Source organism: Bacillus cereus group sp. N11, from assembly GCF_016483605.1.
GTDB lineage: Bacteria > Bacillota > Bacilli > Bacillales > Bacillaceae_G > Bacillus_A > Bacillus_A toyonensis.
The window spans coordinates 242,005-261,647 of sequence record NZ_JAEHBN010000007.1 but is presented as its reverse complement, the minus strand read 5'-3'; the positions used below and the strand labels follow the sequence as shown (position 1 = coordinate 261,647).

Here is a 19,643-nt window from a genome sequence, read left to right as displayed (position 1 = left end):
ATACATATACTTTCGTTGCTCGTTACATAATAAAAGATAACTATTATAGAAAAAGATTATTATTATGGCGTTTCAATTTATGTATGAAAAGTTTATTCAGAGTGCTCAATACGCAAAATATCTTTTACAAATATGTGATGCGGATTCTCATCTTTATCAAGCATTGTACATACAGGAGCTTCTTCATCAAAGTATACGATCATTCCTTCTACGTACTCATATGTCTGTTGAACTTGTACAGTTACTTTAATTTCTGCCGCTTGCTCATGCGCCCTTTTTATTTTCTGAAGCATTTTTGTTGAACATTTTCGTTTCTCTGGATACATAACCATTCCCATACATCTATTTCCGGCTCTATCTTTCCACATATAATCCCAATGCGGTAAAATGCCTTGTTTAAAATCGCCCATAATTCTCCTCCCCTTTATCTTCTATTTATGAACGTGGCGTTTTTGAATATGTATAAATTACCTGTCCGCCGCGTTGTGCGTTCCCAATAATATGTTTAAAATCTTCTCGACTTACTACAACTTTCCTAAACGTATAAAATACATCTTTCGTTACAACATACTCCTTTATCTCACCATTTTTCAGCTGATCCAAAATTGTATTTGCTAATTGTTCATCCATGTATTTCACCTCTATGCAATATTTTATTTTATCGTATCTTTTATCGGTCAACAACTGTAAATTTTTCCTGTTGCTATGCCTTCATTTCATTTTCATTATTTTACAAGCAGTATTGCTTTATTATATGTCCACTAAATATCATATACTAACATAGCTACTTCTCTATATCAAACATTTTGGCATTCAATCATACAAAGTTCCATACCACTATGTTACAATATATAAATAGAACTAGGAGGGATACTATGATTCGGAAAGCAACAAAGACAGATGCAAAGGCAATATCTCCTTTATTGTATAATGCTCTGCATGAAATTGCTGAAAAAATCACTGGTAGCACAGTTGAAGCAAATGTATTACTAGGACTTGAAAAATGGTTCGTAAAAGAAAATAATCGATTGAGCTATGAAAACTGTTTAGTGGCGGAACAAGATGGAAAGGTAGTTGGGGTTATTGTCGCTTATCACGGTAGTGACGTTGAACAACTTGATGCACCAATCATACGCCACTTAAGAGAACTACATGAAGATGAATCCATTACGTTAGAAAAAGAAGCTGAACTTGATGAGTATTATATTGACACGTTGTCAGTTTCAAATATGTACGGCGGACGTGGCATTGGCTCTAAGTTAATCGATGCAGCTGAACTTCATGCAGCTGAAACAGGTTATGAAAAAATTGCCTTACTTGTTAATTTAGAAAACAAGCGTGCTTTTTCACTGTATGAAAAACTAGGTTACAACAAAGATAAAACCGTAATGCTCGTTGGCGAACCTTATGCTCATCTAATAAAACCATTACGTACATTGGTTTCTATATCTTAAAAAAAAAGCACACGATTTTATATAAAATCGTGTGCTTTTAAGTTAATTTTGTATTTAATACACTTCCACTCATCGCCTCATGGAACGTATACTTTGTATATCCCCACGGCTTCCGATGAAAAATAGGAGGTCCAGACCATCCCATCGCCCTCAGTTCCGCACCAATCATGGCATTAAAATAGCTATGTCCTACTATCGCGATTTTCCCGTGCACCATTGCATAATGATGTAACATGTTAGCAGCTTCTTTTGCCCTTCCCCTTGCTTCCTTATACGACTCAACATCTTTATGATACCCAACCATCCATAAAACACGTCCAATAAAAAACCAAGTCCCCGGCTTACATTTAAACCATTCTGGTGCAAAAAAACTCGACGGTACTTCTACTTCCCTAAAAAGAGAATTTTGCACAAAGGACAAAGAATTCATTAATTCCGCTGCTGACTGTACAGCACGTCTTTGATCACTCGATACAATTAAATTTGCCGATTCTACTGCCTCAATTGTTTCAATCGGTATGTTACATTCCCTACTCATACTATCTACATCATATCTCTTCAGCCATTCATGAAATGAAGTAATTGTCATCGGTTCTATAGTACTATTCAAGCGACCATGACGAATAAAAGATATCCACATTCTTTTCACTCTCCATTCATCACTTACGAACTATATTATGTACTATTTCTTACATTCATCATAACATGCTGAAAATAAAAGTTACATATTGTTACATATCTCCGCCACTACTATGAGTAACTGAAGCATCTATTCCATCAAAATATGTATTCGTTTCATGTTGACGAATTTTCTTCAACTGTGTATAAGAAAATAAATATAAGAACAAAGCTATAAAGATCCCCATAATTTCAAACATTATTTTACCGCTCCTATTTCCCCATATTAAACAGACCGACATCCATTTTCATTATAAAGATATAAACACTTTTTCTCCAGCATCATATGAAATATGGATATTATCTTACAAAATATGAATATTTTTCGACTTTTTCCTTTGAAAACATTTACAAAACAGGAAACATAGTTCAAAATAAAGGAAAATAAAAAATCCCAAATTATTCTTTTTTGGAAAAACTGTAACAAGGAGAGTTGCTTATGCAGATCGCAGAAACTGGAGATATCATCGAATTTAAAGGTGGAATGCAAGGCCGTGTTCAAAAGGTAAATCAAAACTCTGTTATTGTTGATATAACAATTATGGAGAATTTTAGAGAACTAGATATGGAACCTCTTACAGTTGTAAGTCATAAAAACTATACTGTCATTAATCAAAATGCATAATATAATAGAAAGAAAAGTCCTGTATACTATACAGGACTTTTCTTTCTATTAACGATTATCAATCGTTTCCGGATATAGATCGTGGTTCATCATACGGTAATCTGCCATTTGTTCATACTTCGTTCCTGGTCGACCGTAGTTGCAATATGGATCAATTGAAATACCACCACGTGGTGTGAATTTGCCCCATACTTCAATGTAACGCGGATCCATTAATTTAATTAAATCATTCATAATTACATTCATACAATCTTCGTGGAAGTCACCGTGATTGCGGAAGCTAAATAAATATAACTTTAAAGATTTACTCTCTACCATTCTTTGTTCAGGAATGTAGCTAATATAAATTGTTGCAAAGTCTGGTTGTCCTGTTTTCGGACATAAGCTTGTAAATTCAGGACAATTGAATTTTACAAAGTAATCACGGTTTGAATGGTTATTATCAAATACCTCTAAAATTTCTGGGCTATATTCAAATAAATATTTTGTATTTTGATTTCCTAATAATGTTACATCTTTTAAATCTTCATCTAATCTTCCTGCCATTTTAAACATCCCTTCTCTTTATACGCCTCGTTTATTTCCCCATACTAACGCATGAAGCTGCGGCAATACTTTCGCATCATTCATTTTTTTACAATTAACAGCTTTTTCAATAAGCCACTCATACTTATCTAATAATTTTTTAATAAGCATTGCATCATCCACTGTTTTCGTATCATCGTTCCCTACTTGTAAGAAAAATGGTACAGATGGATAACGTTCGTGCATCTTAACTGCATATTCAAAGTCGCGATCATCGAATACTACTACTTTTAAACTAATATCTTTTCCTGCTAGTTTCTGAATTACAGCATCTAACTTTTGATAATCTGTTTTCATTCCCGAACTTGGTGGTTTTGGCGAAATGGTTATCTCATCAATTTGAAGTAACCAATCTTGCCATTTACTCCCTTGTGTTTCTATCGCCGTTCGCATCCCATTCTCTTTTAATATAGAAAGAAGCGACTCAATATTTTTCAATAAAACAGGATTCCCACCCGAAATCGTAACATGAGAGAAATTTTCTCCTCCAATTTCAACAAGCTCATTCCAAATGTCTTCCGCTGGCATTTGTCTAATTTGATCTTTTGCCGATCCATCCCATGTAAAAGCAGAATCACACCAAGAACAGCTATAGTCACAGCCAGCAGTTCGAATAAACATAGTCTTTTGCCCGACAACCATGCCTTCTCCTTGAATAGTCGGACCGAATATTTCTAAGACAGGGATTTTACTCATCGAGCATCCACTCCCGTCTTACTTCCGCATAACTAGTTGGCGTCTCAAATAGGCGAACAAATTCAACACGAGCTCCTTTATATTCATTCACACGATTATCTTTCGTTAATGCTTCTGCCATCTTTTCATAAATCCAAACGACCATATTCTCAGCAGTCGTATTCATCGCTGGTAATGTTTCGTTTAAATAACGATGATCTAAATATATTTCAATTTCGTTTTTCCAAATTTCTTTTATATCTCCAAAGTCAATTGCAAGTCCTATTTCATTTACATATCCACTAATCCCAAATACAACTTTATATGTGTGACCATGTAAGTTTTTACATTTCCCTTCATAACAGTGTAAATGGTGTGCTGCATCAAATGTAAATTCCTTGCTGACCATTACTCTTTTATTATGATATTTGAGTTGTTTACGTTGAATATCCTTGTCCATTTTTTGCAAATTTTCTACGATGCGAAATCCAAAGAAATTATCCATTAGTTGTTCGCTCCTTCGCGTTCTTGTAAGTACGTATCTAATCCTGCTTTACGAAGTTGACATGCTGGACATTCACCGCAACCATCACCAATGATTCCGTTATAACATGTTAATGTTTTTTCTCTAACAAACTCGAATGCGCCAAGTTCATCAGATAATTTCCACGTGTCTGCTTTATCAATCCACATAAGTGGTGTATGAATGACAAATGGATAATCCATAGATAAATTTAATGTAACGTTTAACGATTTCACAAACACGTCACGGCAATCTGGGTAACCACTAAAATCAGTTTCACATACACCCGTTACAATATGACGTGCCTCAACTTGTTTTGCTAATACAGCAGCAAATGATAAGAATAGTAAATTTCGTCCATCTACAAATGTCGATGGCAATTCACCTTCTTCATGTGTAATCTCCATATCCGTTCTCGTTAACGCATTTGGAGCAAGTTGATTTAATAGACTCATATCTAGTACCGTATGTTTAATTCCTAGCTCTTTCGCAATTTCCACTGCACAATCAATTTCTAATTTATGACGTTGATTGTAATTAAACGTTACAGCTTCTACTTCTGCAAACTGCTCTATTGCCCAAAATAAACATGTTGTACTATCTTGTCCACCACTAAAAACAACAACTGCTTTTTCTTTTTTCATTTCACTCATTCTCCTTCTCTACTACGAATAAGAAGAAAGAACGTTCTTGAACTGTCACAATAAAAAAACAAAACAATACCTAAGGATATTGTTGTTTCCATAGTTTTTTATAGAGGGAGTTCGCGAACCTCTCCCATGCGATGCATGGAATTTCTTCTTTCATTGACAAAACATATTGTAACATATTGTATACTACCAGAAAAAATTTCTGATTTTTCCGCTATTTTATATTCCATTTCTTTCATTTTATAGTATGATTAGTTTACTATTCGGAGAGAGGAGGCATCCCACTGAAACACTTTATTATTTACCTCTTTTTAAATATTTTATCTATTCTCGTTACAATGCTTATTTATCACTTATTTTGGAATCAAAAAGGGAAACGGTCTCCTAAATTAAATTCAGCTATATTTATTGTGCTGTGTTGCCTCGCTACAATACTATGTATCACTTTTGCAGCAAAAACAAATAATGGTTTTCAATTTGATATGCGTCATATCGTATTAATTGTCGGTACATTGACAGGAGGACCTATTGCTGGTGGTTCTATTTTAGCTGTATTAAACATATATCGCTTCTTATTAGGAGGAATAGGTGTTTTCCCATCCCTTATCGCTTCTATTGTTCTATTTATTGTTCTACTATTAACGTACAAATTTTTCAATCGAACTTCTAATCGTATAAAAATAGCACTTGCTATTATTTACAGTCTCACATATGGATTTAGCTGGATACCCTTCTTCCTTTCAGAAGTTACAAATAAGGTAGATTATATACCCCATATTATTGTGTATGAGTTATGTACGATGCTTGGTACGATCCTTATTTTATATTTACTACACATATTACAAACTCAGGTTCGTCTCCAAAATGAGCTTATGAACGCTGAGAAATTTCATTTAATTGGTGAAATGGCAGCTTCCATCTCGCACGAAATTCGCAATCCTTTAACTTCAACGAAAGGATTTTTACAACTATTGCAGTCTGATACATGTACCGAGCAAGAACGGAAATTATATATCGATATAGCCATTAATGGTATCGAGCAAGCAAATCATGTTCTCACAGACTATTTAACCTTTGCAAAACCGAGTATTGAAAAAGAACAAACACTACAACTCGAGGAAGAATTACTGCATGCACTATCTTTAATTACACCACTTGCCAATTTAACAAATGTCCGTACTCATTACATAAAGCAAAGTACTTCTTTCTTTATCGCTGGAGAGAAGCAAAAACTAAACCAATGCTTATTAAATATTTTAAAAAACTGCATTGAAGCTATGCCAAAAGGTGGCGATCTTTATTTCACATTAGTTCCTGATCATAAGCATATCCAGCTATATATAAAAGATACAGGAGTTGGCATGGATCAAGAGCAGGTGAAGCGCCTCGGTTCTCCTTTCTATTCAACGAAAGAAAAAGGGACTGGTCTTGGAATGATGGTTGTATTCAGTGTTGTTCAAGCTATGAATGGAAAAATTGATATTATAAGTGAAAAAGGAATCGGTACAACCTTCTTATTAACCTTTCCACTCATACAAAAAACGTGATGAAATAATCATCACGTTTTTTCTGTTCCTTCAACTAATTCAGCAAAAGCTTTCACTTTTCCATGTGGTTTTTGATTCTCTTTACGTGCTTTCCAAGCACGCTCTTCTTCTCTCTTTTTCTTGGACATACTTTTCAACTCCTTCTTTTCTTTCTCCATGTAGTATTCCAAAGTAAGAAAGAAAACTATGCATGTATCAAAAAAGAAGTGGTTTCCCACTTCTTCCACTTTATCGCTGCAAAATTGCGTATTTCGCCTCTTTTAACTGTGTAAGATGTCTTTGTTCATGTAAATCAAGAAATTGAACCCACTGATACAAATTCAAATCATTAAAAACAGGATGCTTTAATCCATTTTCAACTAATTCTTTTTCATCTATGATACTATGAAGCGCATGTAATAGTTCTTGTCGTGAATGTTCTAGCAATTGAATTCCTTGCTGTTTTTTCATTAAAGTTTCTGTTGGTTGCATTTGCTGAGGAGCTTCTCTTTTATGTGTGCGATCAAGCGTAAGTTGGAGGTCTTTAAATGGAGTCGCATTTCTTTCATTTTTGTGTAGAGCATATACAAGGGCAGATGTGACAGATTGTTCAACTAAATGTAAGTGATGTAAAATTTGAATAATACTCCATTTATCACGGCGTGGCTTTACATTCACTTCTGTATCATTTAACATTTCAATTTCTGATAATAGCGTGCTTCGGGTAGACTGCAATGAGTTCACCAAACTTTCTAAACTCACATCCATATTAGATTGAAGCATACTTCTTTCCCCCCTTTTTGTTGGTGAAAAGAGGTGCTCCTTCTTAGAAACACCTCTTTAGTATTCTGAATTTTCTTTTATTATCTCATCATTTCCCCATTATGTCGATGTTAAACATGTGAAAAAAAGCGCATGTTTTTTACAATTTTGTGTCGTCAATCGCATGTAGCCATGCTTCAATTTCTGTAATGACACTTTTCACACAACCTTCAGCAAATGGTGATGTTAAATTTGCCACTTCTACTAATTCCAAGAATGATTTACTTCCACCTTGTTGGCAAAGGTTCACATAATCTTCCCATGCCTCTTGTCTATTATCTCTTGCACGCTTCCAAAATTGCAGTGCACAAATTTGAGCTAACGTGTAGTCAATATAGTAGAACGGCGAGCTATAAATATGTCCCTGACGTTGCCAGAAGCCACCGCGCTCTAAATAATCATTATCTTCATAATCACGATGCGGTAAATATTTCTTCTCTATGTTACGCCATGCTGTCTTACGCTCTGCTGGTGATGCTTCTGGATTTTCATATACATAATGTTGGTATTCGTCGACAGATACACCATATGGTAAAAACAGAAGTGCTGAACTTAAGTGTGAGAAATAATATTTATCTGCATCTTCTTCAAAGAATAGTTTCATCCATGGCCATGTAAAGAATTCCATACTCATAGAATGAATCTCACACGCTTCATATGTTGGCCAATTATATTCTGGAATTTCAAATTTACGACTTTCATATACTTGGAAAGCATGACCAGCTTCATGTGTTAATACATCAATGTCACCAGATGTTCCATTGAAGTTTGAGAAAATAAATGGCGCTTTATAATTTTCGATATATGTACAATATCCGCCACCAGCTTTTCCTTTTTTCGCAACTAAGTCTAATAAATCATTATCTAACATGAAATTGAAAAATTCATCTGTTTCAGCTGATAACTCTTTATACATCGTTTTCCCATGATTAATAATCCAATCTGCATCTCCTTTTGGAGTTGGATTACCTGTAGCAAATTCAAAGTTTTCATCGTAATATGCTAGCTTTTCTACACCGATACGTGCTTTTTGTCTCTTTCTTAATTCCGTTGTAACTGGAACGATATAATCAAGTACTTGCTGACGATAATTCGCAACCATCTCCGCATTGTAATCTGTACGATACATTCTTGCATATCCTAGTTCAACAAAGTTTTTGAAACCTAAAGATTTCGCAATTTTCGTTCTTACTTTAACAAGCTCATCATAAATACGATCTAGTTCTTCCTCATTTCCAGCTAAAAATCCGTAGTATGCTTCACTTGCTGATTTACGTTCACTTCTTTCTTTTCCTTGCATAAATGGAATCAGTTGCGATAATGTTCTTTCTTCTCCTGCAAAGTCAATTTTTGCAGATGCTAACAACTGTGTATATTGTGAAGACAATTTATTCTCTAATTGTAAATCTTTTACGATTTCATCTGAATATGTTTTTAAATCACATTCTGCTAGAGCGAATAATTGCTTTCCGTAATAGGCTTCTAATTCTTCACGAAATGGAGAACTAATTAACGCCTTATAATATTTTGTTCCATATCCTTGTACAACTGGAGAGTATTCATCAAAGAAATCTTGCTCCTCCTTATAAAAAGCATCTGTCGTATCAACAGAATGACGAATGTAACAAAGATTCCCCATTGTACCAAAATCATTGCGAATTTCATTAATTGAATTGATAACTTGTTTTTGTTCTTCTACAGTTTTTGTATTATCAAATTTCTCTAAAGCAACAGTAAATTTCTCTTTTAATTCTTCAATATTTGGCCGTTTATATTCATAGTCTTTAAATGACATGAACGAGCCTCCTCTCCATTATGTATACCTTTACTATAATTCAATACTTCTTCCCAAATCCCCTCTTAGTTTTCAACAAAATTCGGCAGCTGCCATCTTACTTACTTATATGCAAAAAAGCCTTGGATTTTTTATCCAAAGCTCCTTTGGAACATAGTATCACTTTTCATACTTTCCAATTTTTTTCAACAAATCAAGTAATTCATCCTTTTCATCCTTCGTTAACATTTCAAAAGACTGATGTATAACTTGCTCATGCCCCGGAAAAATAGAAGCAATAAAACTCTCCCCAGACTCCGTTAATTGCGCATAAATAACACGTCTGTCATTCGGACATGGGATTCTCTTTACTAATCCCTTTTTTTCCAGCTTATCTACAACATATGTAATGCTGCCACTAGCTATTAAAATGCGCTCACCAATTTGCTGAAGTGGTTGACCACCTTTATGATATAGCAGCTCTAATACAGCAAATTCAGTTGGATTTAACCCGTTACTTTGTATAGATTTATTTGTAGTATCCATAACAGAACGGTGTACACGAGATAATGCAATAAATACTTTTAAAGATTGAGAAATATCTTCTCGTTCATTATTTGATGTCATACAACTTTCAACCCTTCACTTAAATTCTCAGCAATAAAAAGAAAATACAGCTTAATACTTCATGTGAGTTCCGAATGAGCATTCACTCATCCATTTCCTCTCCCCTAATATATTACGAATGATTCTTGAATAAAAACATGACAATTTTAACATAGTTTATATATAATGATAATAAAAAAAGAAGGAGTACCACATTTGAAAGTCAAATTCCAAAGCATAGTTTTATATATATTGCTTGTTATCCTACCAACGATAGTGATTGGTGCTACATTTTATTCCTATCATACGTATAAAATGAAGCAGGAAAACAAAACATCTGCTCATACGGTTCTCTTTTTATATAGAGACTATTTAGATCATCACCTTGGTGAAGCAATTTCTGCCTTAGAAATGCTTGCAAAAGTCGTAGGTACTGAGACTGGTAACATAAATGGTATTAAACAAATTGTGCATGATACAGATGGAAACGATGCGCGCTTTTCTGGTCTATATTACGTTACACCAGAAGGAATCATTACCATCGCATCAGAAAGCGAATCAAGACCTGTAGACGTCTCAGACCGCAAGTATATTCAAGACGCATTACAAACTAAGAAAACAACTGTATCATCCGTCATTACAGATCGCGTCCTTGGACATCAAGCTATTATAATCGCTTCCCCAATATTTAACAAACAGAAGGAACTCTCAGGCTTATTGTTAGCAAGTTTACGCTTTGACTACATTTCATCTTCTTTAAATGCTATTAAACCACAATACCATTTCGAAGTAACTGATAAACATGATGTAGTTTTTCTAACTGATGACAATAATGAAACAAGCGATGCGCATTCTAATATGCTCACTACCCCACTCCAAAGGTTAAATTGGAAGGTCTCTGTTTCTCCATTACCTATCCACAAGCAAACTTTATACCAATGGGTTGCAATAGAATGTATAGCTACTTTATTTTTAATATCTATCTTATTTTTACTCGCTCAATATATGTTATTAAAACGGCAAACAAAACTGGAAAGACAACAAAATGAACTGCAAAAAATTGAATTGGTTGGAACTTTTGCAGCGAGTACAGCCCACGAAATCCGCAATCCTCTTACGGGAATTAAAGGACTCGTTGCGCTATTAAAAGAAAAATATAAAGATGAACAGGATCAGTTTTACTTTTCCATCATCGAACAAGAAATAGAGAGAATTAATGAAATTGTAAGTGAATTCCTTATTCTTGGAAAGCCAACTGCTATCATTGAACAAACATATGATGTGAGAACTATTCTAAATGAGGTAGCATTGATTATTCAATCTGAGGCGAATCTACATAACATTGTATTCCATCTACATTTGCCAGACCATCCTGTTCATATCCGTTGCTCAAAAGACCATATGAAACAAGTGGTTTTAAACATTACAAAAAATGCAATTGAAGCCATGACTTCTAGTGACACACTAACCATTGTCGTAACAGACAATGAAACACACGCACAATTGCAAATTATTGATACTGGAAAAGGTATTCCAAAACATATTCAAAAACACCTCTTTCATCCGTTCTTTACTAATAAAGATACTGGAACAGGTCTTGGACTTGTCATATGTAAACGAATTGTAGAGATGTACGATGGGCATATTTTTATTGACAGTAAAGAAAACGAAGGAACGACAGTTCATATCGAAATACCGTTACATAAAGTATAATTATCCTTATCACAAAAGGGTAATTATACTTATTTCATAAAACCCGCCACAAGCATTCGCCAAAAATTATTCGATTTTCCTTCATATCCGATTTGGAAAATAGGTACCTTTATAATGGAAAACCATTTTGGTGTTTGTTTTTCTTTATAGCGCTGGTATTGTAAAATAAGCTTGTCCAATTCTTGACTAACTTGAATTGTTTCCCTACTAGTTAACCCGCTTGTTAATCCTAGTTGAATCATTTCTTCACGCTTCATATGAATATCACGTGAAAGCTTTTCTAATGTGTACTTCCTTTTTACAGTAAACATCCATATCCCCCTTATTATTCTTCCATGCTCTCAACTTCACTATTGACCTTTTACCTGCTTAATCATATTCAAATTTGAAGAATCAGAAAATTAAACATTTTCTCCCTGTAATTTACAAATCTTTACCCTCACTTTGAGAATTATTACAAATTATTCTATCTTTGTAAATACATTCGCAATAATAGACATTTTTTTCATCTTCTTTTTTTACAAATACCAATTAAATAGCGGTTTCTCTATTTAACATATACTTTTCTTCGACATTTTTTGTTTAATTTATATAAAAACGCAAAACATAATGATGATTGATAAAGTGAAACTTTAATCAGTGAGGGGTGTTCATCCCCCACTGATTATTAGCACTCACCAATCGTGCGTTTACGAGCAGTGGATCTCCCCCTAACTTCTTTGCTCCAGCCGAATTTTGAGGTGGGAACCTTACTGCCCGCAAATAGCGGGATAAAATAGAAAGGAAATATTTATATGCGCAAATATACGATTGCATTACTTATTTTTACTATGTTCTTACCATCCTTCTTGTTTCCGATTCAAGCCAATGCCCATACAAATAAAGTAGCTATTGTCATTGACGACTTCGGAAATAATATGAAGGGAACTGATAAAATGTTATCACTTCCCATTCCACTGACTGTTGCTGTTATGCCTTTCCTTCCTTCTACAAAAGAAGATGCAATAGCAGCCCATAAAAAAGGCCATGAAGTTATTATACATATGCCAATGGAACCTATTAAAGGTAAAAAAGAATGGCTTGGACCAAAAGCACTTACAACTAATTTAAGCGATGAAGAAATAAACAACCGACTCGAACAGGCGATTAAAGAAGTACCGCATGCAATTGGAATGAACAATCATATGGGATCAAAAGTAACAGCTGACGAAAGAATTGTACGTCTTATACTTACAGCTTGTAAAAAACACGGTTTATTTTATTTAGATAGCAAAACAAACCCTAATAGTGTCGTCCCACAAATCGGAAAAGAATTAGGGGTGCCTATTATTGAAAACCAACTATTTTTTGATGATGTTTATACAGCAGGACATATTTCAAAACAAGCTCAATTACTTATCAAAAAAATTCAAGAAAAACCAATTATGGTAGCTATCGGACACGTTGGGCCTCCAGGTGAAATTACATCACGTGTTATAGAGACCTCTATTCCCAAAATTCGCGAGCATGCAGACTTTATTTTTTTGTCTGATTTAGCATTATCTCCACCTGCTGTTTCAAAATAAAGTGAAACTTTAATTAGTGGGGCATTCACCACTAATTATTAGCCCTCACCAATCGGGCGTTTACGGGCGGCGGTGCTCCCAAAAATAGTGGGAGACAATTCATCACTTACACGAAAAAAAGGTACCACTCTACATATAGCAGATTGGTACCTTTCCTTTTCACTTAAATATAATCTACATGACTCACTCTGAATCCTTTTTTTTCTATTTTTTCGATTAATTTCTTTAATCTTTTTTCATCTAACTCATCTGATATATTTACGATAATACGGCGAATATATTGATCACCGTTATCTAGCGTAAACAACCCACCGATATTATATGCTTTTAACAATGTCCCAAGCTCTTTAATCGTTCCCTTACAATCTTGTGTTGCAATTGTTAATATATAACCACCCGTCCGCATACCGAATGAGTCTTCAATAACATCAAATACATTGGAATGTGTTAAGATACCAACAAATTCATTATAATCATTTAGCACCGCTAAAAATGGGAGACGACGAATCACATAAAAAGCTCTGAAGAAAGAATCCTTTTCAAAAATAAATGCAGAGGAATTTTCTAACATATCTCCTGCACTTACATGCTCTAATCCGCTATTACACTTCTTTTCTAATAAATCTACTTTATAAATAATCCCCATGAATAGCTTCTCATCTTCTGCTAATACAGGGATTGCTCGAAATCCCGTTTCATTCATAATTTGTAATGCTTTTTCACCAGTATCATTTATCTTGCAATAAGTCACCTGCTGTTTTGGCAGAAAATGATATTTAACTCGCAAAATATGTTCCTCCTTACATGTCAACATGTAATCTATATATAATAAGGAGACCTATATTTTATGAGTAAAATTATTTTTAAAACGCTTTCATTTATTTATGGAATTGTAACAACATCGCAAACATTTTTATATAACAGAGCTCTTCGCACCTTTTATCATTAACAACTTTACATGATAGTTCATTAAATATTCTATACCCTCTAGCCATTTTTTCGCTTCTTCTGGCGTTTTCCCCCACACAATCATGCCGTAATTATGAACGAGAACTACTCCTCCACCTTCAATAAAATTCGGAACATTACTTTCTAACAAATCAGCAAATTTCTTTTCATCTTCTACAATTGGAATTGTCATTTCTGTTATACCTTCTTTTCCAAAAACACGTTCCACGCTACGTTTATCGAATGTTACTTCTCTTTCTTCTCCGTATAACTCTGATATTAAATGGCTATCTACAGTCTGTACTTGTAAAATACATTCCGCACTGCTTTTTTTATAAATATCCGCATGCATAAATGACTCTACCGCTGGTTTTTCCTCGTTTTCAAACACTGGCTCACACATGCAATTGACAACAATAAAATCCTCTTCTGAAAACAATCCTTTATCTCTTCCCTCAACATTCACTAAAAATGTTAATGGCTCTTTTGACGTACATAACGATAAACTAATTTTTGTACCATAAAACCAATCACGAAGTGCCAATTCAGATTTCACATCTTTTAATTCATTCCATTTCTTCAGAAAAAATAACATTTCGTCACCCCCGTCGTAATATTTATATAATGTTCGAATCCTTTCTATGTAAAAGGAGTATTTTTTTGATTATTCTAAAAATTTAATTGAATTATCACATGAGAATGCTTTTTTGTCAATATGATTTCAACGCTCATCGTAAAAATAGGCTACTCACATACCAATCCCGCCGTCCATGTCCTACTTCATTTTACAATAAAAAATACGTTATTCTTCTAATGAAAGAATAACGTATTTTTCTCATTTGCTTTAAGTTCGTAAAGAATGACAGATCTTTTATCTTCGCATTCGCAACTGTTAAAAATTTAAAATGCGGCATATATTTCAATGTACGATAATCAATAATCTCATTCGTATTTAAAAATAAGTCCTTTACTTGCAATAACTCTTCTTTCGTAATTGGTGTAGTTAAATCTTTTCTATTACATACTTTTTTATTAACAAATTCTCTTAATTATTTATCTGTTATCATATTTTGGCTATCCACTTGATTCTTTGTTTCCGTATGGCATGAATTAGAGTTATCATCTGCTTTCTCTGTTTCTTTGTCGCCTAATGTTACTATTACTAGCGCCTTAATATAATTTTTTCAAAATAAAATTCCCTTATATTGATAACTGCAATATTACATGTAAAATATGTGTCTAGCGATACACAATAAAAATCCCTTTATTCAAAGGGATTTTTTACCTATCGTATGAAGAATTTCACTTTTTTCTTTCTCATTAATAAAACCAATTTTTTGTAAAATATTTGCATACAATACAAGTTTATTATATATGCGTTCTGACATATTCTCCCTTCTTTCCTTCAGCCAACTTTTTTTATATTGGTAAATTATATGAAGGAAATGAGAAAATGTGTCCACTTTTTGCATGAATGCAAACCTTTTATTTCATTACTGCTTTCACTTTATTTAACACACTGTCCATTGAATATTATGCTTCTTAACTTCTTCTTCAAAACTATATGGCATTTTCTTATCACAAATAACATGTTGAATACGAGAAAATCCTGCTATTCTATAATTCCCTTTTACGCCTACTTTTGTATGGTCGCATAAAATATATGTTTTCTCAGCTAATTTCATCATCGCTTCCGACAGTTTTGCTTTTTCTAATTCAAAACTGGAAACGCCAAAACTAGGTAATAACCCATCAATCGAAACAAACGCTTTATGAAAATGAAATTGATGAATCACTTGCTGAGAAATAGATCCTGATACACGCGAATGCTTTGGGGATACTTTTCCACCAATAAATAAAACTTCACCGTGAAACATCTTTTTATTAATAGAAGAGATTAATTGTGTCGCTACTGGAAAAGAACTCGTAACAATCGTTAAATTTTTTCGATGAACAAGATATGGAACCATCTGAAGTGGTGTACTTCCGTCATCAATTGCAATGACATCACCATCTTCTACAAATGTTGCTGCTTTATAACCAATTCTTTTCTTCTCTTCTATATGTAGCATTTCTCTTTCTAACATCGGCGCCTCTATCCCGGCACCTGGAAGTTGAACAGCTCCACCATACACTTTCTTCAACTTTTTTTCACGATCTAACTCTTCTAAATATCGACGAATTGTTTCTGTTGATACAGCGAATTCTCTCGCTAATTCTGAAACCTTTACTTTTCCTTTAAACTCTACTTTTTCAAGAATAGTCCGCTTTCTTTCTTCTCCTACTACAGACATAGCTTCACCCCATTTGTATCTACCTCATAAAGTTCCTTGCTTATACAAAATTATAATTTTCTTTGTAAGTGAAAACCTCTTCATGAATATAAATGCCGCGCTTTTCTAGTTTATCAAAAACAAGTTGTGGATTTTCAAAAGCTTCTTCAGGCGTAACAACACCCATTTTATTTACATTCCCATTTGCAATTAACTCGGTAGCAATTCCAAATGGAATACCGACGTTTCTCGTATAAGCTCTTAAATTTTCCCATCCTACAATAGATCCATCAGATAACGGATGTGTATGATATAATACATGTCTCTGTTTCTCATTGTTTTTCATACCTACTACTTCTACATGAAGTGCATAACCGTATACTTCCGTCTCTTGACCTTCTTTCGATTGTAATAAATACTGCGAAATACAATCCATAATGCCAATTTCTTTCCCGTTTATTTCAATTTGATCATTACGCAATATGCCGTAATCATATAAAGCACGTACGAGCTGCATATTTTTCTTTGGCCAAGTTCCTCTCGTCTCTATCAGTTTGACACCTTTATTTTCTAGTGCCTTTGCTAACGTAATCGTTTCAGAATGCGGAATGATATACTGCATTGTTTTACCATAAGGCGCTGGCAATTCAATTTCTCTTGGTCGCGCAAAAGGAGGTACTTGCTTAAACTTACCATCTTCATATACTGTACGCGATGGTAAATTTGGATCATATTCATATGTCGTTGTTTCTGTAATTGATGCAGAAAAAGCAATTGGACGATACGAACCGTGACTTACACGAACAGACTCTACAGTATCTAGCTGCTTTGCTGCATGCATGGCCATCATTTGCGTTACACCTGGTGTCATACCAAATCCGGGTAAACATGTTTTTTCATTTTGAACAAATATAGCATGTGATTCATTTTCTTCACCAAATCCATTCAAATTCACACCGTGACACCCAGCTTCCGCAATACAACGAGTAGACAATCCATTTAACTTTATCGTCGTACCATCCATTACAATGTCATAGCCTTTCATTTTTGCAACTGTATCCTCATGATTTGTCACATCGACTTTCACAAAATCAACACGAGGATCGTTGAGCCATTCTACTACTTTACGGCCTTCTTCTTCGTTAAAATCGGCTACTGTAATCGTCTCAAAAGATGAAAATTGAACTAAATCCAAAATCGCTTCACGACAAATTTTACCTGCTCCACCTAAGCAAAATACTTTCAACCTATAACAACTCCTTTGGCGATACTATCAACTAAACGATTTATATCTTCCTCATGTACATCACCGATATTTCCAATACGGAACGTATCTACTTTCGAAATTTTCCCTGGATAAATTACAAATCCATACTTCTTTAACTCGTTATATAACTCCTGAAATTCAAATCCCTCTGAGTAAATAAACGATGTAATAATAGGAGATTGATATTTTTCATCTACTAATGACTTAAATCCAATTTCTTTCATTCTGTTGACCAATAATTTTTGATTGTTATAATATCGATTGCAACGTGCTCTTACTCCGCCCTCTTTTTCTAGTTCAAGCAAGGCTTGATAAAAAGCGTGTACAACATGCGTAGGTGAAGTAAAACGCCATTTCCCATTTTGCTCTTCCATCGTTTCCCATTGATCATATAAATCAAGAGATAAAGAGCGTGCTTGCCCTTTACACTTTAATAATTCATCACGATTTGCGATAACAAAACCAAATCCAGGAACACCTTGAATACATTTATTCGCACTACTAATTAAAAAATCAATTTGCAAATCAGCAATGTCTATTTCAATCCCGCCGAAACTACTCATTGCATCAACAATTGTAACCTTCTCGTATCGCTTTCCTAATTTACATACATCTACAATTGGATTAATAATACCTGTAGTTGTTTCACAATGAACTACTGCAATATGAGTAATCTCTTTATCTTCTTGCAATAACTTTTCTACTTCTGCAATATTAGTAGGTTCCCACTCTTCTGTTTGACTCACGACCACATTTATATGTAACATCTCTGCCATTTGCACAATCCTCTTACCGTATGCACCATTTGTACAAACAAGAAGCTTTCCGTTTTTAGGAACGACAGAACCAATCACTGCTTCAACTGAAAACGTACCGCTTCCTTGCATTAAAACTGTTGTATATTTCTCTTCTTCTTTCGTTGCTAACGATACAAGTTTAGCTCTTACATCTTGCACCATTGTGTTATATTCAACATCCCATGTACACCAATCGTATAGCATAACTTCTTTTACCGTTTTTGTTGTCGTCAATGGTCCTGGCGTTAATAATAAGTAGTGATTTCCATTCATGATCCTTTGCCCCTTTTATGAAATAATAAGTTCTTGTTTCTCGATATGTTCAATTACGTTCTCGAGTTCTTGCATCGTTTCAATCGTAAAATGAGCTCCGTTTTCAACGAAACGATTACGAACTATTTCCATCTTTTCATGAAGTTCTACCGGATCCATAGTTTCAACTTCCCACTCGCTTAAGCCGAGCTCGCTACTACCGAGAATTACGCCAACAGTCCACATCCCAGCATTTCTGCCCTCGTTCATATCTGACACCGTGTCTCCCACTTTTATCATATGATTCATCGGATACACACCAAGTTCCATCGCATTTTTATAGCACATCCACGGGTACGGACGACCTGCTGGAACATCATCTGGCGTCACAAGAAAATCAGGTTTATACCCTTGTAATTTTGCTTCTTTTGCAACAATATCCATCATTTCTCTCGTATAGCCAGTTGTTGAGCCAATTTTAATGCCTCTTTTACGTAATGAAGCCATCACTTCTCTTATCCCATCAATTGGCGTGGCATAGTTTGGCAGAATAGCAAAGAGAATTTCTTCAAATTCTTTATACATCTCTTGAATGTCTGCTTCTGTTGGTAATTGTCCGAAAACACGCTTCCACTCATTCGCAATACGAGGCATTTCTGTTAGTGCTCTTACATGATCTATTTTTAATAATCCCATTGGCTTACGTGCTTCTTCTGCTGTAACTTCAACACCACGTTTATGAAAAATTTTCATGAATACTTCCAGTGGTGCAAAACATCCGTAATCAACTGTCGTACCTGCCCAATCAAAAATAACTGCTTCTATTTTCATTCTATCCATCACCCTTCTTATTTATCTGGCTGTTCGCCAGGCAGTAAGACTCCCCCTCGCAAAGAAGTTATGCGGGAAT

The 19,643-nt window shown here is 34.4% G+C and carries 24 protein-coding genes, 1 pseudogene and 1 riboswitch; of the genes and pseudogenes, 5 read left to right on the top strand and 20 right to left on the bottom strand.

Features of this window, described 5'->3' with window-relative positions; translation table 11 throughout:
- Positions 1-92 precede the first annotated feature (92 nt).
- Positions 93-410: a hypothetical protein gene (locus tag JDS98_RS14150; protein ID WP_000502191.1), complete on the bottom strand. Its 318-nt coding sequence runs from the start codon at positions 408-410 to the stop codon at positions 93-95.
- Positions 411-435: 25 nt separating this feature from the next.
- Positions 436-630 (bottom strand): hypothetical protein, encoded by a 195-nt coding sequence (locus tag JDS98_RS14145; RefSeq protein ID WP_000344286.1) that lies wholly within the window; start codon positions 628-630, stop codon positions 436-438.
- Between the two features lie 245 nt (positions 631-875).
- Between JDS98_RS14145 and JDS98_RS14140 the strand changes: the two genes are divergently transcribed.
- Positions 876-1,454, top strand: a complete 579-nt coding sequence (locus JDS98_RS14140) for a GNAT family N-acetyltransferase (protein ID WP_000619578.1) — start codon at positions 876-878, stop codon at positions 1,452-1,454.
- A 37-nt stretch (positions 1,455-1,491) separates the two neighbouring features.
- On the opposite strand, the gene JDS98_RS14135 is transcribed toward JDS98_RS14140, so the two are convergent.
- Both JDS98_RS14135 and JDS98_RS14130 read right to left on the bottom strand, forming a co-directional pair.
- A complete protein-coding gene (locus JDS98_RS14135; RefSeq protein WP_199633990.1) occupies positions 1,492-2,094 on the bottom strand; it encodes a histidine phosphatase family protein in 603 nt (200 codons plus the stop codon).
- A 91-nt stretch (positions 2,095-2,185) separates the two neighbouring features.
- Positions 2,186-2,332, bottom strand: a complete 147-nt coding sequence (locus tag JDS98_RS14130) for a hypothetical protein (protein ID WP_000461687.1) — start codon at positions 2,330-2,332, stop codon at positions 2,186-2,188.
- Positions 2,333-2,571: 239 nt separating this feature from the next.
- Here JDS98_RS14130 and JDS98_RS14125 point away from each other — a divergent pair, with 239 nt between their 5' ends.
- Positions 2,572-2,757, top strand: a complete 186-nt coding sequence (locus JDS98_RS14125; protein ID WP_001165081.1) for a YkvS family protein — start codon at positions 2,572-2,574, stop codon at positions 2,755-2,757.
- A 48-nt stretch (positions 2,758-2,805) separates the two neighbouring features.
- On the opposite strand, the gene queF is transcribed toward JDS98_RS14125, so the two are convergent.
- From queF to queC, 4 genes are read right to left on the bottom strand one after another with little or no spacing between them, the layout of a single operon-like run.
- Positions 2,806-3,303 (bottom strand): preQ(1) synthase, encoded by a 498-nt coding sequence (gene queF, locus JDS98_RS14120; protein ID WP_199631458.1) that lies wholly within the window; start codon positions 3,301-3,303, stop codon positions 2,806-2,808.
- 18 nt (positions 3,304-3,321) lie between these two features.
- Positions 3,322-4,038 (bottom strand): 7-carboxy-7-deazaguanine synthase QueE, encoded by a 717-nt coding sequence (gene queE, locus JDS98_RS14115; RefSeq protein ID WP_000036310.1) that lies wholly within the window; start codon positions 4,036-4,038, stop codon positions 3,322-3,324.
- The gene (gene queD / locus JDS98_RS14110; protein WP_000368413.1) at positions 4,031-4,522 is read right to left on the bottom strand and encodes a 6-carboxytetrahydropterin synthase QueD; all 492 of its coding nucleotides are present in this window, start codon (positions 4,520-4,522) and stop codon (positions 4,031-4,033) included. The genes queE and queD overlap by 8 nt, the downstream gene beginning before the upstream one ends.
- Positions 4,522-5,184 carry a 7-cyano-7-deazaguanine synthase QueC gene (gene queC, locus JDS98_RS14105; protein ID WP_000711602.1) on the bottom strand — a complete coding sequence of 221 codons (663 nt, stop codon included), beginning with the start codon at positions 5,182-5,184 and terminating at the stop codon, positions 4,522-4,524. Before queC ends, queD begins: the two co-directional genes overlap by 1 nt.
- A 93-nt stretch (positions 5,185-5,277) precedes the next feature.
- Positions 5,278-5,321: riboswitch (PreQ1 riboswitch) on the bottom strand.
- 207 nt (positions 5,322-5,528) lie between these two features.
- Between queC and kinB the strand changes: the two genes are divergently transcribed.
- Positions 5,529-6,737, top strand: coding sequence for a sporulation sensor histidine kinase KinB (kinB, locus tag JDS98_RS14100; protein ID WP_002038243.1), 1,209 nt, complete (start codon positions 5,529-5,531; stop codon positions 6,735-6,737).
- Positions 6,738-6,748: 11 nt separating this feature from the next.
- Here the strand turns inward: kinB and JDS98_RS30265 are convergent, their stop codons facing one another.
- The 4 genes from JDS98_RS30265 to JDS98_RS14085 form a co-directional block, all read right to left on the bottom strand.
- Positions 6,749-6,865, bottom strand: coding sequence for a DUF6254 family protein (locus tag JDS98_RS30265; RefSeq protein ID WP_000038354.1), 117 nt, complete (start codon positions 6,863-6,865; stop codon positions 6,749-6,751).
- A gap of 100 nt (positions 6,866-6,965) precedes the next feature.
- Entirely contained in the window at positions 6,966-7,499 is a 534-nt protein-coding gene (locus tag JDS98_RS14095) for a DinB family protein (RefSeq protein ID WP_000941967.1), read from the bottom strand.
- Positions 7,500-7,638: 139 nt separating this feature from the next.
- Positions 7,639-9,333 carry a M3 family oligoendopeptidase gene (locus tag JDS98_RS14090; protein ID WP_000008590.1) on the bottom strand — a complete coding sequence of 565 codons (1,695 nt, stop codon included), beginning with the start codon at positions 9,331-9,333 and terminating at the stop codon, positions 7,639-7,641.
- Between the two features lie 159 nt (positions 9,334-9,492).
- A complete protein-coding gene (locus tag JDS98_RS14085; protein WP_000203343.1) occupies positions 9,493-9,939 on the bottom strand; it encodes a MarR family winged helix-turn-helix transcriptional regulator in 447 nt (148 codons plus the stop codon).
- 195 nt (positions 9,940-10,134) lie between these two features.
- On the opposite strand from JDS98_RS14085, the gene JDS98_RS14080 reads away from it, so the two are divergent.
- Positions 10,135-11,631 (top strand): DUF3149 domain-containing protein, encoded by a 1,497-nt coding sequence (locus JDS98_RS14080; RefSeq protein WP_098911361.1) that lies wholly within the window; start codon positions 10,135-10,137, stop codon positions 11,629-11,631.
- A gap of 29 nt (positions 11,632-11,660) precedes the next feature.
- Here the strand turns inward: JDS98_RS14080 and JDS98_RS14075 are convergent, their stop codons facing one another.
- The gene (locus tag JDS98_RS14075; RefSeq protein ID WP_000495542.1) at positions 11,661-11,942 is read right to left on the bottom strand and encodes an aspartyl-phosphate phosphatase Spo0E family protein; all 282 of its coding nucleotides are present in this window, start codon (positions 11,940-11,942) and stop codon (positions 11,661-11,663) included.
- Positions 11,943-12,425: 483 nt separating this feature from the next.
- Between JDS98_RS14075 and JDS98_RS14070 the strand changes: the two genes are divergently transcribed.
- Positions 12,426-13,196 (top strand): divergent polysaccharide deacetylase family protein, encoded by a 771-nt coding sequence (locus JDS98_RS14070; RefSeq protein ID WP_001234114.1) that lies wholly within the window; start codon positions 12,426-12,428, stop codon positions 13,194-13,196.
- A 163-nt stretch (positions 13,197-13,359) separates the two neighbouring features.
- On the opposite strand, the gene cbpA is transcribed toward JDS98_RS14070, so the two are convergent.
- The 7 genes and pseudogenes from cbpA to phnX all read right to left on the bottom strand — a co-directional run bounded on the left by cbpA (position 13,360) and on the right by phnX (position 19,564).
- Positions 13,360-13,983, bottom strand: a complete 624-nt coding sequence (gene cbpA / locus JDS98_RS14065) for a cyclic di-AMP binding protein CbpA (RefSeq protein WP_001264225.1) — start codon at positions 13,981-13,983, stop codon at positions 13,360-13,362.
- Between the two features lie 126 nt (positions 13,984-14,109).
- The gene (locus JDS98_RS14060; protein ID WP_000896003.1) at positions 14,110-14,739 is read right to left on the bottom strand and encodes a class II aldolase/adducin family protein; all 630 of its coding nucleotides are present in this window, start codon (positions 14,737-14,739) and stop codon (positions 14,110-14,112) included.
- Positions 14,740-14,971: 232 nt separating this feature from the next.
- Positions 14,972-15,298: pseudogene (locus tag JDS98_RS30260) on the bottom strand (NEAT domain-containing leucine-rich repeat protein); the annotation flags it as partial.
- Between the two features lie 357 nt (positions 15,299-15,655).
- Entirely contained in the window at positions 15,656-16,438 is a 783-nt protein-coding gene (locus JDS98_RS14050) for a DeoR/GlpR family DNA-binding transcription regulator (RefSeq protein WP_000117656.1), read from the bottom strand.
- A gap of 40 nt (positions 16,439-16,478) precedes the next feature.
- Positions 16,479-17,663: a saccharopine dehydrogenase family protein gene (locus tag JDS98_RS14045; protein WP_199631459.1), complete on the bottom strand. Its 1,185-nt coding sequence runs from the start codon at positions 17,661-17,663 to the stop codon at positions 16,479-16,481.
- Positions 17,660-18,754 carry a 2-aminoethylphosphonate--pyruvate transaminase gene (phnW, locus tag JDS98_RS14040; protein WP_199631460.1) on the bottom strand — a complete coding sequence of 365 codons (1,095 nt, stop codon included), beginning with the start codon at positions 18,752-18,754 and terminating at the stop codon, positions 17,660-17,662. Before phnW ends, JDS98_RS14045 begins: the two co-directional genes overlap by 4 nt.
- 15 nt (positions 18,755-18,769) lie before the next feature.
- On the bottom strand, positions 18,770-19,564 hold the full coding sequence (gene phnX, locus JDS98_RS14035; protein WP_097957233.1) for a phosphonoacetaldehyde hydrolase: 795 nt from the start codon (positions 19,562-19,564) through the stop codon (positions 18,770-18,772).
- Between the last annotated feature and the right edge of the window lie 79 nt (positions 19,565-19,643).

Coding starts and splice junctions, on each gene's coding strand:
- queE (WP_000036310.1), bottom strand. CDS start 4,038: ATGAGTAAAATCCCTGTCTTAGAAATATTCGGTCCGACTATTCAAGGA.
- JDS98_RS14150 (WP_000502191.1), bottom strand. CDS start 410: ATGGGCGATTTTAAACAAGGCATTTTACCGCATTGGGATTATATGTGG.
- phnW (WP_199631460.1), bottom strand. CDS start 18,754: ATGAATGGAAATCACTACTTATTATTAACGCCAGGACCATTGACGACA.
- queC (WP_000711602.1), bottom strand. CDS start 5,184: ATGAAAAAAGAAAAAGCAGTTGTTGTTTTTAGTGGTGGACAAGATAGT.
- JDS98_RS14095 (WP_000941967.1), bottom strand. CDS start 7,499: ATGCTTCAATCTAATATGGATGTGAGTTTAGAAAGTTTGGTGAACTCA.
- queD (WP_000368413.1), bottom strand. CDS start 4,522: ATGGATAATTTCTTTGGATTTCGCATCGTAGAAAATTTGCAAAAAATG.
- queF (WP_199631458.1), bottom strand. CDS start 3,303: ATGGCAGGAAGATTAGATGAAGATTTAAAAGATGTAACATTATTAGGA.
- JDS98_RS14070 (WP_001234114.1), top strand. CDS start 12,426: ATGCGCAAATATACGATTGCATTACTTATTTTTACTATGTTCTTACCA.
- JDS98_RS14125 (WP_001165081.1), top strand. CDS start 2,572: ATGCAGATCGCAGAAACTGGAGATATCATCGAATTTAAAGGTGGAATG.
- kinB (WP_002038243.1), top strand. CDS start 5,529: ATGCTTATTTATCACTTATTTTGGAATCAAAAAGGGAAACGGTCTCCT.
- JDS98_RS14090 (WP_000008590.1), bottom strand. CDS start 9,333: ATGTCATTTAAAGACTATGAATATAAACGGCCAAATATTGAAGAATTA.
- JDS98_RS14075 (WP_000495542.1), bottom strand. CDS start 11,942: ATGTTTACTGTAAAAAGGAAGTACACATTAGAAAAGCTTTCACGTGAT.
- JDS98_RS14140 (WP_000619578.1), top strand. CDS start 876: ATGATTCGGAAAGCAACAAAGACAGATGCAAAGGCAATATCTCCTTTA.
- JDS98_RS14130 (WP_000461687.1), bottom strand. CDS start 2,332: ATGTTTGAAATTATGGGGATCTTTATAGCTTTGTTCTTATATTTATTT.
- JDS98_RS30265 (WP_000038354.1), bottom strand. CDS start 6,865: ATGTCCAAGAAAAAGAGAGAAGAAGAGCGTGCTTGGAAAGCACGTAAA.
- JDS98_RS14135 (WP_199633990.1), bottom strand. CDS start 2,094: ATGTGGATATCTTTTATTCGTCATGGTCGCTTGAATAGTACTATAGAA.
- phnX (WP_097957233.1), bottom strand. CDS start 19,564: ATGAAAATAGAAGCAGTTATTTTTGATTGGGCAGGTACGACAGTTGAT.
- JDS98_RS14145 (WP_000344286.1), bottom strand. CDS start 630: ATGGATGAACAATTAGCAAATACAATTTTGGATCAGCTGAAAAATGGT.
- JDS98_RS14050 (WP_000117656.1), bottom strand. CDS start 16,438: ATGTCTGTAGTAGGAGAAGAAAGAAAGCGGACTATTCTTGAAAAAGTA.
- JDS98_RS14085 (WP_000203343.1), bottom strand. CDS start 9,939: ATGACATCAAATAATGAACGAGAAGATATTTCTCAATCTTTAAAAGTA.
- JDS98_RS14060 (WP_000896003.1), bottom strand. CDS start 14,739: ATGTTATTTTTTCTGAAGAAATGGAATGAATTAAAAGATGTGAAATCT.